Consider the following 18,273-nt stretch of genomic DNA (forward strand, 5'->3'; position numbering starts at 1 on the left):
GCATGGGCGGGGCTCTCCTCCTCGCTGCCGGGTTGAAGAGCCTGCGGATCGGTGCCCGGCGGGTGATGATCAGTCAACGCCGGGCGGGTGTATGAGGGAGACCCCGAGAGGTGACCCCGAGTTGGAGTCACCACGCATGCACGAGGGGTAGCGTCGATGCCCGGTGCACGCGCACGGGGGAGATGACGTATGGACCGCCAGGCTCACATCCGCGAGCGGTCGTCGCGGGGCTGCTCGACGACAGCCGGTTCCTCGGCGCGTGCGCGGAGCGGGACATGGGTGCGGTGTTCCGGATGCTCAACCATCGCGGTATCAGCACCCGGCGCATCGCGGCAGCCGTCGACATCACCCAAGGGCGGCTCTATGACTACATGAACGGCAAGAGTCGCGTGGAGAAGCTCGTGATCTTCGAGCAGATCGCGGACGCCTTCCACATCCCCGGCCATCTCCTCGGCCTCGCCCGCCGGTCATGGGAGCCTGCCATCGATGCGCAGCCCCAACCGCAACCCCAGCCCGACGGGAACGATCTCACGGCTATGGACGCATTCCGGTCTGCCGACCGTCAGACCGGGGGAGGGCGGCTGTACGAGGCCGTCGTCCAGCATTTGAAGGACCGCGTCGCGCCCCGCCTGGTCGGCCTCTCCAGCGGACATGACGTGTTCGCCGCTGCGGCTGCCCTGACGGAGATGGCGGGCTGGATGGCGCACGACTCCGGCCAGGATGACCTGGCCCAGGGGCATTTCCAGCGCGCACTTCCGCTTGCTCAGACCTCCGGCGACCTACCCCTGGCTGCACACATCGCCGCATCCAGCAGCCACCTCGCCCTCCAGACCGGCGACGTAGCAGGGGCCGCGCACTGGGCTCAGGTAGGGCTCGACCTCGCCGGCCGGGGCCCGAGGATTGCAGCACTGGCATCTCGACTCCACACCATGCACGCCCGAGCCCTTGCCGTGGCCGATCAGCACACGTTCGCCCATCGCGCCCTCGACCAGGCGCGCCGCAACCTCGACGCCTCCGCCGACACTGAACACCCTTGGCTGAGCCCTTTCGATCTGGGGCGTCTGGCGAGCGAGGCGGCGCTGATCCTGGTCGACCTCGGCGAGCACGACGCCGCCCTGGACGCTGCTGAGGAGGCCGTCGCGATGCGGGGCGCCGACCGTACACGCTCCCTCGCGCTGAGCCGGATCACCCTCGTCGACATCCACGTCCGGCGGGGTGACCTCGACGCCGCCCTGGACGTCGGACACGCCCTGCTCAGCACCAGCCCCACCCTTGGCTCCGTCCGTGTCGTCCGCCAACTCGACCACCTCCGCGCCACGCTGGAGCCCCACAGGGCCTACGGGCCGGTGCGGGAGTACCTGGGGAGATTCGACGACGCGCGGAGGGCCAGAATGCTGCTGCTCGCCGATCTCATCCCGTCCCCGGGAGGCACCCGCATATGAAGCCCACACCCGCCGACCCCGACGCCTGGAACGCCTACCTGGCCGAAGGCAACGCCAAGCAGGCCCGTAAGCGTGTGGCGGCTGACGTCTTGCTCCGCGACCCCTCGGGGCGAGTACTGCTGGTGAACCCGACCTACAAGCCGGGGTGGGATCTACCGGGTGGCATGGCGGAGGCGAACGAGCCGCCGGAGAAGACGGTGGTACGTGAGCTGCGCGAGGAGCTGGGCCTGAACGTCGTCGTGCACGGCCTCTTGGTCGTCGACTGGGTGGCGCCACACGGGCCGTGGGACGACCAGATCGCGTTCATCTTCGACGGTGGTGTCCTCGACGGGGACGGAGTACTGGAACCTCACGACGAAGAGCTGTCAGCGGCCGGGTTTTACAGCACGTCCGACGCCGACCGGATGGTGCGGGATCGTATGCGGCGGCGGTTGGCTGCCGCGGTGCGGGCGTTGCGCGAGGAACGGACGGAGTACCTGCACGACGGGGACGCGGTCTGGTCCTTCCCTTGAGTGGAGCCCTCGGGGCGGTTCTCGCGCTGCACATGCTCTACCAGGATCTCTCGCGCCACGTGTCCATCCAGGTGCTGCTTTTGGGGAAGTGCGGTGGGCTTGCGCTCAACGGCTCCTTCGTCTTGCTTGAGACTGCTGACAACGAACGCTTTGCTTTTGTCGAGGGACCGGAAACGAGCGTGCTGCACGCCGACGCCGACGGAAACTCGACACGAGCGAGCCGCCGCTCTATACGCGCAAGGACATGATGCTGAGCCCGGAGACGGACGTCGACTGATCAGTCCCGTCACCCGGACGGCCCGGCACACTGGTGGTCGCCACCGTGGGGTGGTGCCTTAAGAACACGTACCCGATCTTGAGCGCACGCCGACCCCAGCCCAGGAGGCCCCGCGATGCCCCGTACCCCGGCCCGCGCCGCCCTCGCCGCGACGCTCTCCGCAGCCGCTCTGCTGGCCGCGTCCGCCTGCGACACCGTCGCCGGCCTGGGCAGACCGGTGTCGGCCCCCCGTGGGCAGGCCTCCGCCGCCACCCCCACCACATCGGCGACCCCCGCGGCCGCCCCCACCCTCACCGCGGCCCAGGCCCAGGCCGCGCTCATCAGCGAGGCCGACCTGGGCGAACCGTGGGTCGCCACCGACGGCTTCGCGACCTGGCGGGAGTCCATGCTGAAGGCGAGCACCGAGTCGGCCGACGCGGAGTGCGGAAAGCTGCTCGACGCGCTGTACGCGGAGGAACTCCTCGGCCCGGACGCCACGACGCGCGCGTCGATCGGCCTGGACGACCTGTACGACGAGGCCCAGCTGCGCTACCAGGTCGTGGCGCACCGGCCAGAGGCCGTGGACGGGACGCTGGCATGGCTCGACAGCATGCCGCGCGAGTGCGGCGAGTTCACGGCGACCGCGGGCGACGGGCAGATGACCGTCCAGGTCACCGGGGCCGAGATGCCGGAGGTCGGCGATGCCCGGCAGGGCCTGCGGCTCGTGCTGCGCGCCGTCTCCGAGTACGACGACGCCCCCGTCCTCATCCTCCATGTCGCCGTCGTCCGCGTGGGCGACGACGCGATCGTCCTCACCAACGGCGGCCTCGGCGAGGTACCGGCCGACGCCACCTGGGCGGCCGTCGAACTGGGCGCCCACCGCCTCACCGAGGTCAGGAAGCGGGGCCGGGCGGAAATCTGACCCCGAGCGCCAGAGAAAGCGCTAACCCAGGCGGTCCACCGCGTCCTTGGCCTCCTTCAGGCCCGCCCCGGTGATCTCCCGGTAGACCTTGATCGCCTGGACCCTCTTGCCGGTCCGCACGAGCGACACGACCTCGCCCATCCGGGGGTCCTCGCCGTCGAGCCCCAAGTGGTCCAGAACCAGGTCGAGTTTGCGCTCGACACGGGCAACTCGCTGATCGGCCTGGGAGATCCTGCTCTGGATGGTCATGATGCCCCAGAAGGCGGCGAGCACGAGGAAGAGAACCGCTATATCCATGGTCGGCGATCTTACGTGCCGGGCGCTCCCGCTTCGGCTGCTGCTCGGCTGCTGCTCGGCTGCTGCTCGTCGACTGCTCGTCTACTGCTCGTCGAACCGCAACCGGTGCTCCACCACGTCCCGCGCCACGTCCACCGCCGTCCGCGCCTGCGCGAACGCGTGGGCCCGCAGCCGTGCCAGCGCCTCGTCCGTGCCGACGCCGAGCTGGGCCATGATCATTCCGGTGGCCTGGTAGACCTGGTCCTGGTCGGTGGCGAGGCCGCTCAGCCACTGTTCGTCCCCCGGGTCGCCCGCCTCCTCCACGCGCGGCAGCGCCATCAGCGCCACGGTCATCATCCCGGCCACCACCCGCGCCGTCCGCAGGTCCCGGTCGGTGAGGTCGCCAGGGGTGTCGCGGTAGAGGTCGAGGGTGCCCACGCACACCGTGTCGTTGCCGAGCGGCATCGAGTAAACCGCCCGTACGCCGACGGCCGTGGCCTGCTGAGCGAAGACCGGCCAGCGCAGGACGTCCTGCCCGGACGTCAGATCGCAGGCGAGCACGGGGGCTCCGCTCTCCGCGGCGGACTGGCAGGGCCCGTCGCCCAGGGTGGCCTGGATCTCGGTCACATATGCGGCCTGCGCACTGCTCGCGCCCAGTTGTACGGGCATGCCGTCGCTGCGCAGAGACACGCTCGCGCCGGTCACGGGCAGCAGCTCCACGGCGACATCGCACAGCCGCGCCGGGATCTCGCCGGGTCCGCCACCGCGTACGTCTTCGGCGACGGCGTCGGCGGCACCGGCTCGCTCTCGTCCCCGCTCGTCACGACGATCGTCTTTGGGCCGCACGGCAGCCTCCTCATCACGAGAGCGGCCTGCTGATTCCGGCGGACCAACGACCCCTCAACCGCTCGCCCCGGACGACGCCCGACTACCCGTGAGCCGCACCTCAAAACCCCGGCCATTCCCCAGCGCGGTGTCCCCGTCGTCATGGCATTCCTAGCGGAGCGCCTCGTAGGGGTTCGCCGGCTGCGCGATCCGCCGCACCCCGGTGGCGTCCAGCACCGGCGGCCAGGCCTCGTCCGTACCCAGCTCGCCCTCGGGGTGCCAGGTGCCGGTGACGGTGACCCAGGCGTCGGCGGGCGGTGCGTCGGCGTCGGCGTTGCGGATCTCGACCTTGCTGGTGGTGGCGTCGGCGGCACAGCAGGCGACGAGGAGACGGGTGACGTACCAGGTGCCGTCGGCGTCGCGGGTGACGAAGCCGGTCAGCCGGACCGTGCGTCCCGCCAGCGACCGTCCGCTGTCGTAGACCGCCCGCGAACCGAACTCCGCCAGCGTCAGCTCCAGCGGGTTCCCGGCCGGCAGCGCGGGGAAGTCCCCGATCCCCTGCGCCGCGCGCTGCGCCGCCTCACGTTCGGCACTGTAGGAGCCGAGGGCTGGGGGCGGGAAGAGGAGGAGGGCGAGGGCGGGGAGGGTGAGGAGCCAGGCGATACGGGGGTTGTGGGTGTGGCTGTGACTCTGACCGTGCTCTTCCACGTGCCCGTGCCCGGCGTCCTCCGGCCGTTCCTGTTCCCCTTCCCGTTCCCCTCCTCGTCCCGGTCCGCGTACGGCCGCTGCCAGCACCCCCAGCCCCACCAGCACGCATCCGGACACCACCAGATACGGCCGCAGCGCCGGCTGCACATAGCGCAGGTACAGCTCGCTGAAGAGGGAGATCCGCAGGATCGCCGCGCCCGTCAGGAGCAGCAGCGCCGCCGGCCCGTACCGCCTCACAGCAGCCACCATCCCGCGAGCACGCTGCTCACCACGGCCACGACCCAGGTCACGGACGAGAAGCGCAGGGCGAAGGACCGGCCGAACGTGCCCGCCTGGAGGGCGATCAGTTTCAGGTCCACCATCGGGCCGACCACCATGAACGCCAGGCGTGCGGTCGGTGAGAAGCCGCTCAGGGAGGCGGCGACGAACGCGTCCGCCTCACTGCACACGCACAGGACGACGGCGAGGAGCGCCAGCAGCAGTACCGACAGCCACACCGACCCGGTGAAGAGATCCAGCACAGACCTCGGTACGACGATGTCGAAGGTCGCCGCGGCTGCCGCACCGAGGACGAGGAAGCCTCCCGCGTGCAGGAAGTCGTGCTGCAACCCGGCGGTGAAGGCACGCAGGCCGCTGCCGTCCTCGGCATCGCCGTGCCGTTTCGGCGGCCGTAGCCACTCCTCCCGCCCGAACCGGGCCCACAGCCAGCCCATCACCACCGCCGTGGCCAGGGAGGCGACGAGCCGGGCGAGGACCATCCTGGGCTGCCCGGGGAAGGCGACGGAGGTGGCGACCAGGACGACCGGGTTGATGGCGGGGGCGGAGAGGAGGAAGGCGAGGGCGGCCGCGGGGGCGACGCCGCGTCGCATCAGGCTCCCGGCGACCGGCACGGACGCGCACTCGCACCCGGGCAGGACGACGCCGGCCGCCCCGGCGACGGGTACGGCGAGCGCCTGGTTGCGGGGCAGCAGGCGACTGAAGACCTTCTCCGGTACGAAGGCCCCGATCGCCGCCGAGACGACCGTGCCGAGCAGCAGGAACGGCACGCCCTGCACCGCGATGGCCGTGAAGACGGTCCACCAGGCGGCGACGGGCGGGGTGTAGAGGTCGAGCGCGAGCATCGGTCCGAGGACGGAGACGACCGTGGTGATGGCGAGGAGCGCGGTGCCGCCGACGACGGCGTACACGAGAGCGCGTACGGCGACGCGCAGTCCGTCGACCACGGTCCGCTGGTTGTGCACGCGCCTGTCCCCACCTGTCCGAACCGTTCGAATGCCCCCCGCCCCCGCGCAGGCTAACCGGTCCGAGCTGTGCCCGGCCTTGGATTCCTCACAGAGGAGGCTGTGCGGGGGCCGGACCCAGGGTCGTGGTGCCCGGGGCCGTGCGGTGGCCCAGCCCGGTGCGGTACGCGTCCAGGGCCGCCTCCACCCGGCCCGTGCGGCGCAGGAGGTCGCCGAGCAGCCGGCACAGGTCGGCCAGGTCGCCGGCCGCGCCCGCGCGTTCCAGGAGGCTGAGGGCGCGGACGTAGTGCTCCTCGGCGGTCTCGGTGTCGCGGGTGTCCTCGGCGATGATGCCGAGGAGGCGGTGGGCGGCGGCGGCGTGGAGGGCGCCGCGTTCGGGGCCTAGGGCGAATCCGGCCCTCGGGTCGCTGAGGACCTCGTGGAGGAGGGCACCGGCCTCGTCGGACTTGCCGCGCCGGTGCAGTACGTCGGCGAGTTCGACGGTGACCTGGCTGGTGTAGAGGGCGGCGCGCCGGGCGGTGAGCATGGCCCGGGCCTCGCGCAGTTCCCCCTCGGCGCTCGCCAGGTCGCCCCTCTGGGCGTGGACGTAGCCGCGCATCCAGTGGCAGTTGGCGAGTTCGGTACGGATCTGGAGCTGCCGGTACAGCTCGGCGGCCTTGGCGAGGGAGGCGTCGGCCTCGGCTGCACGGCCCTCGGCGAGGAGGGTGCGGGCGACGGACCGGTGCATACGGGCGACCAGGGCCGGGTCGCCCGCCTGCGGGGCGAGGGCGAGGGCGTACTCGGCGGCCTGGGCGGCGCGGGCGTGGGCGCCCATGTCCATGTAGGGGCCGATGACGCCGGCGTAGAGCAGGAGGAGGGCGTCGGGGTCGTGCAGTCCGCCCCGGTTGAGCTCGTCGAGGGTGGACTCCAACAGGTAGACGGCGTAACGGAGTTCACCGGCGAGGTAGTGGGAGACCGCTCTGCCGCGCAGGGCCGGGACGCGGGCGGGGAGGGGGGCGTCGGCTTCGGTGAGGACCTGCTCTGCCTGCTCGAAGTGGCGCCTGGCCGCGGTGAGTTCGCCTATCTCGATGGCGCACTCGCCAAGCCCGAGCAGCGCCGCCGCCCGCTCCTCGCCGAACCCGTGTCCCTCCGCCTCCGCGAGCAGCGCGGTGTACTGCTCGGCCGCCGCCTCGGCGTCGCCGGTGGCGAGGGCGCGGTGGGCCTCGGTCAGCCGCAGCCGCAGGTCCGTGACGAGGTGCGCGGGGCGCCCGGTGGCGAGTTCCTCGAAGGCGACCCCCAGTCGGCCGGCGATGTGCCGGAGCGCGTCGTCGGAGGCGCGGACGCGGCCCGCCTCCAGGGTGGAGATGTAGGCGGGGGTGTAGGCCGGCTCCGCCAACTGCTTCTGCGTCAGCCCCCGGTCGGCCCGCAGCCGCTGCACTCTTCGCCCGATGGTCCCCGGGTCGTCACGGTCCGACATCGCCCAACTCCCCCTGTGCCTCTTGCCGTTCGCGACCGACCACCCCTACGTTAAACCACGTATTAAACGTGGTTAACACAACGCTGTTGCGAGGTCGTCGTGCAGGAACGCACCAGCACCACCGAGCGCTACACCCGAGGGTTCGCCGCGGCGGTGGTCGCCGTGGCGACGTTGATCCTGGCGGCGAACGCGGGGCCGGCGCCGGCGGCGGTGCCGGATCCTGACCGGCGACCGGCTCAGGATGTCATCTCGCAGCAGGGGCACGGCTGAAAGTCGCACAAGCCGGCCCCGGCGGGACACTCATCGTGTTCCCACCGGGGCCTCGGGCTGTGGCTGCGGCTGGCCCTGTCGGTCCGTCAGGGCCTCGTCAGAGCTGGAACTCCGCGGGGTTCAGGCCCAGGGCCCCGCAGGCCTCCCTGAGGATCGCCGCCTCCGCCTGGGAGAAGTGGCCGTCGGCGCCGGCGATGACGATGCCGGTCTGGACGACCGCGCGGGCCTCGGTGGGCTTCTTCGCGGCCTTGGCGATCTCCTGCATGGCCTCGGTCTTGCCCTGCGGGAAGTTGCGGGAGAGCTGGTCCACATGCCGGTTGAAACGCTGGCGCAGCTGGTCCGGCGGGAAGTTCTGCAACACGTCGTTGCTGAGGATCATCGACTCCATCTGCTGGCGCTCGGCCGCGTCCACATGCCCGTCCGCCGCCGCGACCAGGGCGCACATCGCCATGCTGGCGTCCCGGTACGCACCGCTCTTCAGCTCCGTCTTCAGGGAGCCGAGCTGTGTCTTCAGCAGACCCACCAGCTGGGCCTTCGAACCACCCCGCGAGCTGCCGTGCGAACCGCCCGCCGGCGCGCCGCCGTGGCCGCCGTGACCGCCCTGGCCACCGGCCGCGCCGCGGCCGCCGCCCTGGGCCTGCTGTTGAAGCTGCTTGGCCTGGTCCTTGAGCCGGTCGAACAGTGCCATTGACGTCACCTCGGTCATTCGTCGGGTCATCCGGGTCATCGCTCGCGACCCGTTCGTGCGCGCTCAACGGGATCAACGCCCACCCGGGGGCGAAGGTTCCACCAGGACGCGGCGGACCCGGCGAATGACCGAGGTACGGCAGCCCGAACGGTTCAGAACTCCACCGACGGTTCAGAACTCCACCGACGGTTCAGAACTCCACCGTGCCGGGCCGGCCGCTGTCCGCGTCGCTTTCGACGGCAGGGTCGTCGTGGGGGATCAGCAGTTCCAGGTCGCCCAGTAGAACTGGCCCTTCAGCTCGCCGGTCGGGAGGAAGACCGGGGTTTTGACGTCGATGGCCGGAAGGCCGCCGGGGCCGCGGTAGTACCAGAAGTAGTGGCCGTGCTTGCGCTCGCCGTAGTGGACCTCCAGCCAGCCCTGGGAGTGGCGGACGTACGGCGCGAACCACCAGGCGCCCTGCTGGCCGGCCGGGACGGTCGTGGTGCGGGTCTCGGTCGCGGTGTGGGCCTCGCCCACCTTCCAGGTCTCCGTCTGCGTGTCGCTGGCCTTCATCCCGGCCTCGAACGTCTTGCTGAAGCCGGAGGACACCTCCACGGACGTCTCCTGCTGGAAGGCGTACTCGGTGCTCCTGGTGTCGGTGACGGTACGGGTGAGGGTCAGGTCCCGGTTGCTGGCGCAGTTGCTGATCACGTTGGAGACCTGACGCCGCTTGTCGAGTTTGGTCTCGGCGTTCTGCTCGTGGTACTGGCACGAATCGGCGTTGTTGTTGTTGCAGTCCCAGATCACGTCGGGCATGTCGTCGCCCCAGCCGGGGGTGGTGTTGGCGCTGGCCGTGCCTGCGGAGAAGGGGATCATCACGAGGGCGAGCGCGGAGGTCAGCATCGCCGTCCGGCGACGGCCGTTCTTCAGGATCTTCATGTGGGGGTTCTCCTGTCGGATGCCTCGACCCGTTCGCCGGGCCGGGCCACTGCCCCGGCCGGGGGTTGGAACCGGGGCAGCGACAGGTAGATCGTCGAGGGGCGGGAGTTGTTCGGCCAGCCTTTCCATCAGGGCGAACAATCGCCCTTGGCCAGGCGAATCAATCCCGGACGCGTCAGTCGCCGCACACCTTGCGGTACGGCACGTCAGGCACGTACGTCCGCCACTGCGCCTGCGTCAGCTCGCGCGCTCCCGCCCGCGCGCACACCGATTCGACCGCCCGGCCCGGGTCGATGACGTAGCGCTGGAGAGGCACGTGCTTGCTTCCCGCGTACACCGTGCCGCTGTCCGCGCCGAACGCGACCGTCTCGATCGCGTCGCCGGCTGTGGTCATCAGGCCGCCGAGCGGCTGCTGGGTGGCGATGTCCCACAGCTGGAGGCCTCCCGCCTCGCCGCCCACCGCCAGCGTGCGGCCGTCGGGGCTGATGGCGAGGGCGCTGACGGCCTCGGAGGTGTCACCGCCGTTCGGGTCGGGGCCGCTGTCCGTTGCGCCGGTTGTTCCCTCCGGGAGCGCGGGGAAGACGTTCGGCAGGGTCCTCCCCTCCCGCTGCCGGACCTCTCCGTCCCACAGCGCCACCCGGCCCGTCTGGTCCCCTGCTGCGAGCCGCGATCCGTCCGGCGCGAAGGCGAGGGCGCCGATCTGGCCGCCCTGGACCAGGTCGCGTCCGGTGGCCTTGCCGCCCGGCAGGCTCGCCGTGCGGTTGTTGCCGACCAGGAGCCCGTCGTCGGGACGGACGGCCAGGTAGCTGCTGGACAGGCCGGTGAGGACGGCGGTCCGGCGGCGGCGGGCGGTGTCCCAGGTCTCGTTGCTCAGCTCGCCGATGCCCGTGGTGCGGGTGAGGTGGAGCGTGCGGGCGTCCGGGCCGAGGGCGATCGTGATCACCGCCCCGGCCGAGGTCTTCGACGCCAGGTCCAGCGTCGTACGGGCCCGGTCCCGGGTGACGTCCCAGACCGTGAGGCGCTGCGGGGACGCCTCGTAACCGGGCGCCGAGACGGCGTACGCGAGCGACTTGCCGTCCGGGGTGAAGGCCAGAAGGGGGAGGGTGTGCTCCGGGGGTACCGGCCGGGAAGGGGCGCGCGACACGGGGAGCGGCGTGGGCGGCAGTGTCTTGAGCAGTCGTCCGTCGTGTGTGTCGCGCAGCTCGAAGCGGTAGGTGTCGCCGGTGCGTCGCGCGGTGGCGAGGGTGCGGCCGTCCGGGCTGATCAGCACCTCGTCCGCCGGCTCCTCCTGCCAGGCGGGCGTCACGGCCGCCGTGACGTCCAGGGAGTGGACCGTGCCGGCCTCCAGATAGCGCAGTACCGGGTGGGCGGGGTCCCAGGCCAGACCGTCGTTGAGGTGCTGGTTGTTGAGGGAGTGGCGGAACACCGGGGCGTCTACGCCCAGCCGCCACACCCTGATCTCCTCCCCGTCGGCGGTCGCCAGGAAGTTCCCGTCCTTGCTGAAGGCGGCGTACCTCACTCCGGTGGCGGGGAGCTGGTCCAGCTGCTCCCCCGACCGGACGTCATAGACCAGCACGCCGCTCGGGGTCACCGTGGCGAGCCTCCGTTCCCCGCCGAGCACCAGCTGCGTGCGCTCCTGGCCGCAGACGTCGCCCGCGCGTTCCCAGCGCCCATGCACCGTGCGCCGGGCCGTGAGGTCCCGCACCTGCGGCGCGCCGCCGCCCCCGACGGTGCAGAGCGCGACCAGCCGGCCGACCGCGCTCGGCACCGTGGTGTCCGGCTCCGCCTCGAACAGCAGCTTCCCGTCCGCGGCCGAGTACACCCCCATCCCCTCCCGGACGTCATCCCAAGCGCCCACGACATACGTGCCCTCGCCGAACTCCACGAAGGACGAGGCCGGCAGCCGGTCACCGAACCATCGTGCGGCGGCCGTGTCCCACAGCCGTACCCCGTCGCCCGGGCCATGCCCGTGGATCGCCAGCAGCCGCCCGTCCGGGCTCGCCCCGACCGCGGTGCCGACCGCCGGCAGCCGCCCCTCGGCGATCCGCCGGTGCCGTGCCACGTCCCAGGTCCGCCAGGTGCGCCCCTCGACGCTGAGCAGGGTGCGACCGGAGTCCGTCAGACGGCGGAAGGGGCCGTCGCCCGGTGCCGGGTCGCTGAACGCGTCCATTTCCTGCTGGCCGAGCGCGCCCAGCAACGCCTGCCGGGTCTCCGGCAGCTGGGACACGCGCCAGGCGGCGACGCCCAGCAACTGTGCGGTGTGCGGCTCGGTCGTGCTCAGGCCCTCCGCGACGGCGGCGATACGGCGGGCCGCGTCGTCGATGCGGCGGTGCTCGTTGTCCCGGCTCTGGGTCCAGGCGGCCAGACCGGCGACCAGCGCCACCGCGAGGACGGCCGACAGCACCCCCACCGCGGCCCGCGCCCGGCGCGTGGAGCGGACGGCGGCCCGGCGCTCCGCCTCGCGGGCGGCCAGCGCGGCGGAGAGGAACTCGCGTTCCGGCGCGGTCAGGGAGTAGTCGTGCTCGTGGTCGGGGAACAGCTCCGCCGCACGGTCCAGGCGGGTGCCCCGGTACAGGGCGCCGGGGTCGCGCTCGTGCTCCAGCCAGACCCGGGTGGCCTCGGTCAGCCGTCGCTGGTGGCGCAGCCGCTCACGGTCCTCCTCGATCCAGCCGCGCAGCCGCGGCCAGCTGGTGATCAGCGCCTCGTGGGCGAGCTGGACGGCGTCCTCGTCGACGGTCAGCAGCCGGGCACGGGCCAGCCGCTCCACCACCACGGGCACGTGGGGGCACACCCACACCTCGCGCTCGGCCCGGGTCAGCGGGCGCCGGGTGTCGGGGGTGCCCTGGCCGGGCTCGACCATCCGCAGCAGCAGCCGCCGGGCGGCGTCCGTCTGCTCCTCGGTCAGCTGCCCGTACGCCTCCTCGGCGCTCGCCGCGATGGCGCCGCGCACTCCGCCGGCCGCCTCGTATGCGGCCAGGGTGAGCACCCGGCCCTTGCGTCGCCGCCAGGTCTCCAGGAGGACGTGCGAGAGCATCGGCAGCCCGCCGGGTTCGTCGAGGATCTCCTCCACGATCCGCGCGGTCAGCTCCCGCTCCACCAGGTGCCCGACCTCCTGAGCCGGCTTGACGACCGCCTCGCGCAGCTCGTCGGCGGTCATCGGTCCGACCAGCAGTCCGGCGCCGCACAGCGTGTCCGCCAGGCCTCGGTGCTCGCCGCAGCGGGGGTAGAAGTCGGCGCGTACGGCGATGAGCACCCGCAGCCGGCTGCCGGGGTCCCGGGCGGTGAGCAGCAGGTCGATGAACCGGGCGCGCTCCGCCCGGTCCCGGCACAGGGTGAAGACCTCCTCGAACTGGTCCACCACCACCCAGCTCTCCGGCTCGTCCTCCGCCGGGGTCAGCAGATGGCCGTACCTGGTGGCCGGCCGGTCGCCGGGCGTGAGCACCCGCAGCACCGCCGGACGCCCCTGTTCAGCGATCTTCTCCTGGAGCCGGGGTATCAGTCCGGCCCGCAGCAGCGAGGACTTCCCGCTGCCGGAGGCGCCGAACACCGCGGCGAACCGGTGCTCGCACACCAGCTGGAGCAGGTCCTCCGTCAGGCGGGCCCGCCCGAAGAACAACCCCTGGTCGGCCGGCTCGAACCGGGCGAGGCCCCGGTAGGGCGGCGCCGCGTCCTCGTCATCCTCGCGGACCTCCCCGGCCACCTCCGCCTCGGCGTCCTTCCAGCGCGGCTCCCACTCGTCCGGGTCGCCGCCGCAGGCCCGGACATAGCCCTGCACGACCGCGAGGGACGGCAGCCGTTCGCCGGCTGCGGCCTGGGACAGCGTTGTCGCGGAGAAGCCCGCCGTCTCGGCCATCTTCCGGTACGAGGGGTTCCCCGCGGTCCTGCGCAGCTCCCGCAGCCCGTGCGCGAGCCTCGGCACAGGACCGGCCGTCGGGTCCAGCGGTCTTTCCGGGCGCCCCATGCGCATACCTCCGTACGGCTGGCGAAAGGGACATCGAGCGCGACGAACGTACAAGCCGCTCGGTAACGCCCGGGTTGCCCGGGGGTGACGTTGAGGCGATGCGACATGTGATGTGCATCAATCCCCTCCGCCGATCCCCTTCCGCCCACGAAATTGATTGACCTGACGAAAGGGACGTGGAAATCAACGTTCCGGTTCGGTCCTCGGTCCGGTCGGTCACGAATCACCGGGCTCTTCGAAACCGTTCCGGTCAAAGACGCGGCAGGACAGAAGGCCGTGCGCACACCGCCGTCCGCCTGCCCCTCCCACCGAATGTGATCGATCAACTCCGCACAGGTGATGAAACCTGTTGACTGAGCCGCCCGGAATTTGATTGCTCCCCCGATTCGACTCGCTGACCAACCCCCTCGCCCAGGAGAGTCGGTTGCGAACGCAACTGGACAGAAGGGAGCAGGTACCCAAGGAGCACTGCCCAAGAATCCGGCCCGCCTCGCGCAGAGGATCGGACATCAGGAGAAGCAACATGAGTACTGAGATCGCAGTCGGCAGCCCTCCGCGCGGCCGACCCAGCAGAACGACCATCGCTACCGCCGGCGCGGTGCTGCTCGCGCTGTGCCTGGCCCTGCTCAGCCCCCTCGGTGCCGCGAAAGCCTTCGCGATCGACGACGCGCGTGACGTCACCTGGGACATCAGCCAAGGCAAGTCCGGCTACCAGCAGATGATCAAAGATGTCCGCAACCGAGTCCGTGGCGGGGCGATCTACGGAAACGGCTCGGGGACGACGGTGTATGCCACCGAATCCGCCACCGACGACTACTTCCTCGTCAACGTATTCGACGGGCCGAACATGCTGACCCGGCTCGTCCTGAACGCCCACAACCTGTATGTGCAGGGCTACTACAATCCCAATGACAGAACCTACCGCTACACCGCGGACGCGGACCTCCGGAACGCGAACTGGCTGCCGTCCACGTCCACGAACCCGAGCATTGCGATGGAACTCCCGTTCTCGGGCAACTACGCCGGCAACAATGGCGGGAAGCCGGGCCTGACCAACTTTTCCGGCCAGACCAGAACGACCCCGACGTTCTCCACCGACTGGGCTCGCGTCAACGCGCAGCAGCTCGCCGACACGAACACCTCGGACAGCATCAGGGCCGGATCGCTCCTGTGGTTCGTTGAAGCTGTCGCCGAGGGCGCCCGGTTCAACGCCATCTCCGACCGGATCATCGCCGCCTGGGGCGACAGGCAGGGATACAAGTTCGACGAGTCCGACGTGGGCTTGGTAACCAACTGGCAGGCGATCGGCGACCGATTCCAGCAGCGGCTCAACAGGCAGAATGTGGCGCCGCCCGACCCGATCGGTCGGTACAGCTTCCAAACCGCCGCCAACACAGCGGCCATCTTCTTCCTCATGGTCTTCCTGAAATCAGTCTGACCGGTAGACAGCCTCTCTGCCCGGTGTCAGTGTTCGCGATCTGCGCACTGGACGGCTGACGCGTCGACGGAACTCCGAGGGGGATTGATTGCCCTGATCGGACGGGCTGCCGATCAACTCTCCGGCTGCCAGTCTTGGATCCGTGGCCCTCATCCCCCCCCGAGGGACACACCCCGGCCGGCGAGCTCTCAGCCCCCCTGATCGAGTCCCGGCCAACCGAGGCGCCCGCGTTCTACGCGGGGCCCGGGCAGACAGCCGCCGGTGGACGCCCCCCGTCCACCGGCGGCTTCTGGCATGGCGCAGGCGCCGCGCGCGCTCGTCAGTGCCCGACGTGGCCCACGAAGGCGACGTACGCCTCCGGCGAGAGCGTGAGGGTGCCGACCTCGGCGTTCTTGGAGTCGCGGACGGCGATGTGGGGGGGTGAGGTGGGCGACTTCGACGCAGCAGCCGCCGGTGTTTCCGCTGTACGAGGACTTGCGCCAGGCGGCGCCGCCGAGGGGGGCGCACTCGACGCATTCGCCGCCGCTGCTGCCGCTGTACGACGACTTACGCCACTGAGCGCGCGTCAGGTCCAGGTTGCTCCCCATAGCGTTCCCGGCGTCCCTCGCCCTCACCGAGCTGATCGCCGATGTCGTACGCCACTGTCGTCCCGACCGGCGTGCCGCGGTGCTGATGCTGCGGCTGCCGGAGGAACGGGGGTTGCGTGTCGAGGTCACCGACACGAGCCCGTGCCCGCCGTTGTCCACAGCTGTGGACGAACTCGCCGAGGGCGGGCGCGGAGTGGGGATCGCCGAGGCCGTCACGGATCGGTGGGGGTGGGTCCCGTTGATCGACCGGGCCGGCTGACCGTCTGGTTCGAGTGCGACGCCAAGGCCGCGGGAGGACGTGAGGTGAACGGCGAACGGCGCGCGAGGAACGGGTGTTGACGCCACGAGGAACATCCGCCCGAAACGCCGAGGACGATTGATCGCCCTGGTCAGAACATGCCGCCAATCAATTTCCCGTGCTCCAGTCTCGGTCTCGTCCCGCCGGACTCCCGGCAGAACGAACCAAGCGCACCACTGGAGCACCCCACATGTCGCAGACAGCCAAGCCCCGCCGACGCTCCCGCCTCGCCAAGGCCGCCCTCGTCCTGGGCAGTGCCGCCGCCCTGACCGTCGGACTGACGGGCAGTGCCAGCGCCGGCGTCCTGAACCCGCTGCCCTGGAACGCGAGCACCTTCCAGAACAAGTACATGCCGCTGTTCGACTACGACGGGGACGGCTGCTTCCCCGCGGCGGCGGTGGACGGGGGCGGACAGCTCAACGGCGGCCTCAAGAACAGCGGCTCGATCACCGGCCAGTGCCGGGACGGCCACCTCGGCAGAGCCAACACGTACTCGCAGTCCCTGTGCCGCAACGGCTGGTGCGCCTACGTCTACGCGCTGTACTTCGAGAAGGACCAGACGCTCAACGGCGCCGACGCCTTCGGGCACCGCCACGACTGGGAGTCGGTCGTGGTCTTCCAGAAGCAGGGCGAGGAGCGCCCCCGTTACCTGGCCGCCTCCCGGCACGGCGGCTACAGCACCCACCACATCAACGACGTGCCGATGGACGGCAACCACGTCAAGATCGTCTACCACAAGGACGGCGCGAGCACGCACGCCTTCCGCTTCGCCAAGTGGGGCGAGGACACGGAGGCCTGGGGCCCGGGCAACAAGTGGGACACCCCGGCCCTGGTCACCATGGAGCAGATGCCCCAGGCGCCGCGCGACGCCCTGTGGAACTCCCAGTGGGGCAGGGCCAACTTCCCGCTGACCAACAACCTCGTCGGCAACATCAACAAGGCCCGGCCCGGCGAGGTCCCGGCGTTCTGACGTCCGCGGCGGCTCAGGCCTGCGTCTGCAACTGCTGAAGCTGCCGCAGGACGTTCTCCAGCGCACCCTGCCGCCGTCCCGGCACTCGGCCCCGCAGCTCCGCGAGCGCGGGGCCGAGGTCACGAGCCGGGGCGGCGTCCTTGATCTGCCCCCACTGATGGTGAGCCCGGTCGACCGCGGCCTCGACCGCGGGCGCGTCCACCGCCTGCCCCGCGGACAGCCGCGCCGACGCCACCATCAGCCACGCCCGGCAACTGCGCACCGGATCCCCCGCCATCATCGCCAGATCGGCCCGCACCTCGATCCAGTGCAACGCCTCCTCGGAGGCCGGGCCGTGGGCCCGCAGGGCGGTCTGCTCGTAGTGAGCGGCCAGCACTTCGGCCTCACCGTGCCGACCGGACTCCACGGCGGCGGCGATGACGGCGTGGGGGTCACCGGGCGCGGGGGTCTGTACAGGGGGCGGCGCGGGGCTGTGCGCAGGAGGTGGCGGGGGGCTCTGCGCCGGGCTCGGCACGGGCAGCGGCAGGACCAGGGTGGTGCTCGCATCGGGACTCGGCGCCGAACTCGGCCGCCCGGAGCTGTGTGCGGGAGTCGCCACCGGGACCGGCTCAGGGCTCTGCGCGGAACTCGGCACAGGGACCGAACCCGGATTCGGCGCCGGACTCCCCGAATCGGCGGCCGACATGTCCTGGGCCGGAAGCGGCACGGAACCCTGAGCCGGGCTCTCCGCAGAGGGCGACGGCACGTGCTGCGGCGCAAGCGACGGAGAACCCACACCCGCGCTCTCCACAGAAGCCGACGACGAACTCGGCACCGAAGCCGACGGCACCTGCCGCGGCACAAGCGGCAGAGAACCCACACCCGCGCTCTCCACAGAAGCCGACGACGAACTCGGCACCGAAGCCGACGGCACCTGCTGCGGCACAAGCGGCAGAGAACCCACACCCGGGGTCTCCGCAGGAGCCGACGACGAACTCGGCACCGAAGCCGACGGCGCGTGCTGCGGCGGAAGCGGCGGGGAACCCGCACCCGGGCTCCCCGCAGGAGCCGGCAGCGAACTCGGCACCGAAGCCGACGGCACCTGCCGCGGCACAAGCGGCAGAGAACCCACACCCGGGGTCTCCGCAGGAGCCGACGACGAACTCGGCACCGAAGCCGACGGCGCGTGCTGCGGCGGAAGCGGCGGGGAACCCGCACCCGGGGTCTCCGCGGGGAGCGGCAAGGCGGTCGGCCCAGGACCCGGCACCGAAGCCGAGGGCACGTACTCCGCCGGAAGGGGCAGCGCGCCCGGAGCCGGGCTCTGGGCCGGAAGCGGCGGGGAAACGTGGGACGGGCTCTCCCCGGGGGGCGGTGGAGAACCCGGGGCGGGGCTGTGTGCGGAGGCCGGTGCGGGGAGCGGGGCCGGGCTCTGGGGGGCGTGCGGCTCGAAGCCCCGTACGGAGGTGGGGACGAGGAGCGGGGCCTGGGCCGGGGCCTGGCTGGGGGACGGGGTCGGAGGCCGGGGG

The 18,273-nt window shown here is 71.5% G+C and carries 17 protein-coding genes and 3 pseudogenes; 9 read left to right on the plus strand and 11 right to left on the minus strand.

Translation table 11 applies throughout. The annotated features are described in order from the left end of the window. Nucleotides 1-182 precede the first annotated feature (182 nt). From KUM44_RS24135 to KUM44_RS24150, 4 genes are all read left to right on the plus strand, one after another. Nucleotides 183-1,442 carry a helix-turn-helix domain-containing protein gene (locus KUM44_RS24135; protein WP_217210898.1) on the plus strand — a complete coding sequence of 420 codons (1,260 nt, stop codon included), beginning with the start codon at nt 183-185 and terminating at the stop codon, nt 1,440-1,442. Continuing rightward, nucleotides 1,439-1,954 (plus strand): NUDIX hydrolase, encoded by a 516-nt coding sequence (locus KUM44_RS24140; protein ID WP_217210899.1) that lies wholly within the window; start codon nt 1,439-1,441, stop codon nt 1,952-1,954. The genes KUM44_RS24135 and KUM44_RS24140 overlap by 4 nt, the downstream gene beginning before the upstream one ends. Continuing rightward, on the plus strand, nt 1,951-2,202 hold the full coding sequence (locus KUM44_RS24145) for a hypothetical protein (protein ID WP_217210902.1): 252 nt from the start codon (nt 1,951-1,953) through the stop codon (nt 2,200-2,202). Before KUM44_RS24140 ends, KUM44_RS24145 begins: the two co-directional genes overlap by 4 nt. A gap of 144 nt (nt 2,203-2,346) precedes the next feature. Then, on the plus strand, nt 2,347-3,132 hold the full coding sequence (locus KUM44_RS24150; RefSeq protein WP_217210903.1) for a hypothetical protein: 786 nt from the start codon (nt 2,347-2,349) through the stop codon (nt 3,130-3,132). A 21-nt stretch (nt 3,133-3,153) separates the two neighbouring features. On the opposite strand, the gene KUM44_RS24155 is transcribed toward KUM44_RS24150, so the two are convergent. From KUM44_RS24155 to KUM44_RS24175, 5 genes are all read right to left on the minus strand, one after another. Next, the gene (locus KUM44_RS24155) at nt 3,154-3,429 is read right to left on the minus strand and encodes a ribosomal protein L7/L12 (protein WP_217210904.1); all 276 of its coding nucleotides are present in this window, start codon (nt 3,427-3,429) and stop codon (nt 3,154-3,156) included. Nucleotides 3,430-3,510: 81 nt separating this feature from the next. Further along, nucleotides 3,511-4,254 (minus strand): GAF and ANTAR domain-containing protein, encoded by a 744-nt coding sequence (locus tag KUM44_RS24160; RefSeq protein WP_217210906.1) that lies wholly within the window; start codon nt 4,252-4,254, stop codon nt 3,511-3,513. 150 nt (nt 4,255-4,404) lie between these two features. Then, nucleotides 4,405-5,178 (minus strand): TIGR03943 family protein, encoded by a 774-nt coding sequence (locus tag KUM44_RS24165; RefSeq protein ID WP_217210908.1) that lies wholly within the window; start codon nt 5,176-5,178, stop codon nt 4,405-4,407. Further along, nucleotides 5,175-6,182, minus strand: a complete 1,008-nt coding sequence (locus KUM44_RS24170; protein WP_217210910.1) for a permease — start codon at nt 6,180-6,182, stop codon at nt 5,175-5,177. The genes KUM44_RS24165 and KUM44_RS24170 overlap by 4 nt, the downstream gene beginning before the upstream one ends. A gap of 88 nt (nt 6,183-6,270) precedes the next feature. Further along, nucleotides 6,271-7,638 (minus strand): tetratricopeptide repeat protein, encoded by a 1,368-nt coding sequence (locus KUM44_RS24175; protein ID WP_217210919.1) that lies wholly within the window; start codon nt 7,636-7,638, stop codon nt 6,271-6,273. A gap of 99 nt (nt 7,639-7,737) precedes the next feature. On the opposite strand from KUM44_RS24175, the gene KUM44_RS24180 reads away from it, so the two are divergent. Then, the gene (locus KUM44_RS24180; protein WP_217210921.1) at nt 7,738-7,908 is read left to right on the plus strand and encodes a hypothetical protein; all 171 of its coding nucleotides are present in this window, start codon (nt 7,738-7,740) and stop codon (nt 7,906-7,908) included. Between the two features lie 97 nt (nt 7,909-8,005). Here KUM44_RS24180 and KUM44_RS24185 read toward each other — a convergent pair whose 3' ends face one another. The 3 genes from KUM44_RS24185 to KUM44_RS24195 form a co-directional block, all read right to left on the minus strand. Beyond that, a complete protein-coding gene (locus KUM44_RS24185; protein WP_217210927.1) occupies nt 8,006-8,596 on the minus strand; it encodes a tellurite resistance TerB family protein in 591 nt (196 codons plus the stop codon). A gap of 258 nt (nt 8,597-8,854) precedes the next feature. After that, nucleotides 8,855-9,514: a hypothetical protein gene (locus KUM44_RS24190; protein WP_217210929.1), complete on the minus strand. Its 660-nt coding sequence runs from the start codon at nt 9,512-9,514 to the stop codon at nt 8,855-8,857. 175 nt (nt 9,515-9,689) lie between these two features. Further along, nucleotides 9,690-13,475 (minus strand): hypothetical protein, encoded by a 3,786-nt coding sequence (locus KUM44_RS24195; protein WP_217210931.1) that lies wholly within the window; start codon nt 13,473-13,475, stop codon nt 9,690-9,692. Nucleotides 13,476-13,998: 523 nt separating this feature from the next. On the opposite strand from KUM44_RS24195, the gene KUM44_RS24200 reads away from it, so the two are divergent. Then, complete coding sequence (locus KUM44_RS24200; RefSeq protein WP_217210933.1) at nt 13,999-14,913, plus strand: ribosome-inactivating family protein; 915 nt, start codon at nt 13,999-14,001, stop codon at nt 14,911-14,913. A 188-nt stretch (nt 14,914-15,101) separates the two neighbouring features. On the opposite strand, the pseudogene KUM44_RS47625 reads toward KUM44_RS24200, so the two are convergent. Next, nucleotides 15,102-15,371, minus strand: a pseudogene (locus KUM44_RS47625) (hypothetical protein); the annotation flags it as partial. Continuing rightward, nucleotides 15,254-15,500: pseudogene (locus tag KUM44_RS24205) on the minus strand (DUF397 domain-containing protein); the annotation flags it as partial. The pseudogenes KUM44_RS24205 and KUM44_RS47625, both read right to left, overlap by 118 nt. Here KUM44_RS24205 and KUM44_RS24210 point away from each other — a divergent pair. Then, nucleotides 15,490-15,759, plus strand: coding sequence for an ATP-binding protein (locus tag KUM44_RS24210; protein WP_217210935.1), 270 nt, complete (start codon nt 15,490-15,492; stop codon nt 15,757-15,759). The pseudogene KUM44_RS24205 and the gene KUM44_RS24210 sit on opposite strands and share 11 nt — an antisense overlap. A gap of 229 nt (nt 15,760-15,988) precedes the next feature. Next, entirely contained in the window at nt 15,989-16,768 is a 780-nt protein-coding gene (locus KUM44_RS24215; protein WP_217210937.1) for an NPP1 family protein, read from the plus strand. A 13-nt stretch (nt 16,769-16,781) separates the two neighbouring features. On the opposite strand, the pseudogene KUM44_RS24220 reads toward KUM44_RS24215, so the two are convergent. Next, nucleotides 16,782-17,207: pseudogene (locus KUM44_RS24220) on the minus strand (hypothetical protein); the annotation flags it as partial. A 97-nt stretch (nt 17,208-17,304) separates the two neighbouring features. Here KUM44_RS24220 and KUM44_RS24225 point away from each other — a divergent pair. Beyond that, nucleotides 17,305-17,484 (plus strand): hypothetical protein, encoded by a 180-nt coding sequence (locus KUM44_RS24225; protein WP_217210993.1) that lies wholly within the window; start codon nt 17,305-17,307, stop codon nt 17,482-17,484. Nucleotides 17,485-18,273: the final 789 nt, after the last annotated feature.

Origin of the sequence: Streptomyces sp. AC550_RSS872, from assembly GCF_019049285.1 — a bacterium.
In the GTDB taxonomy this organism is placed as follows: Bacteria; Actinomycetota; Actinomycetes; order Streptomycetales; family Streptomycetaceae; genus Streptomyces.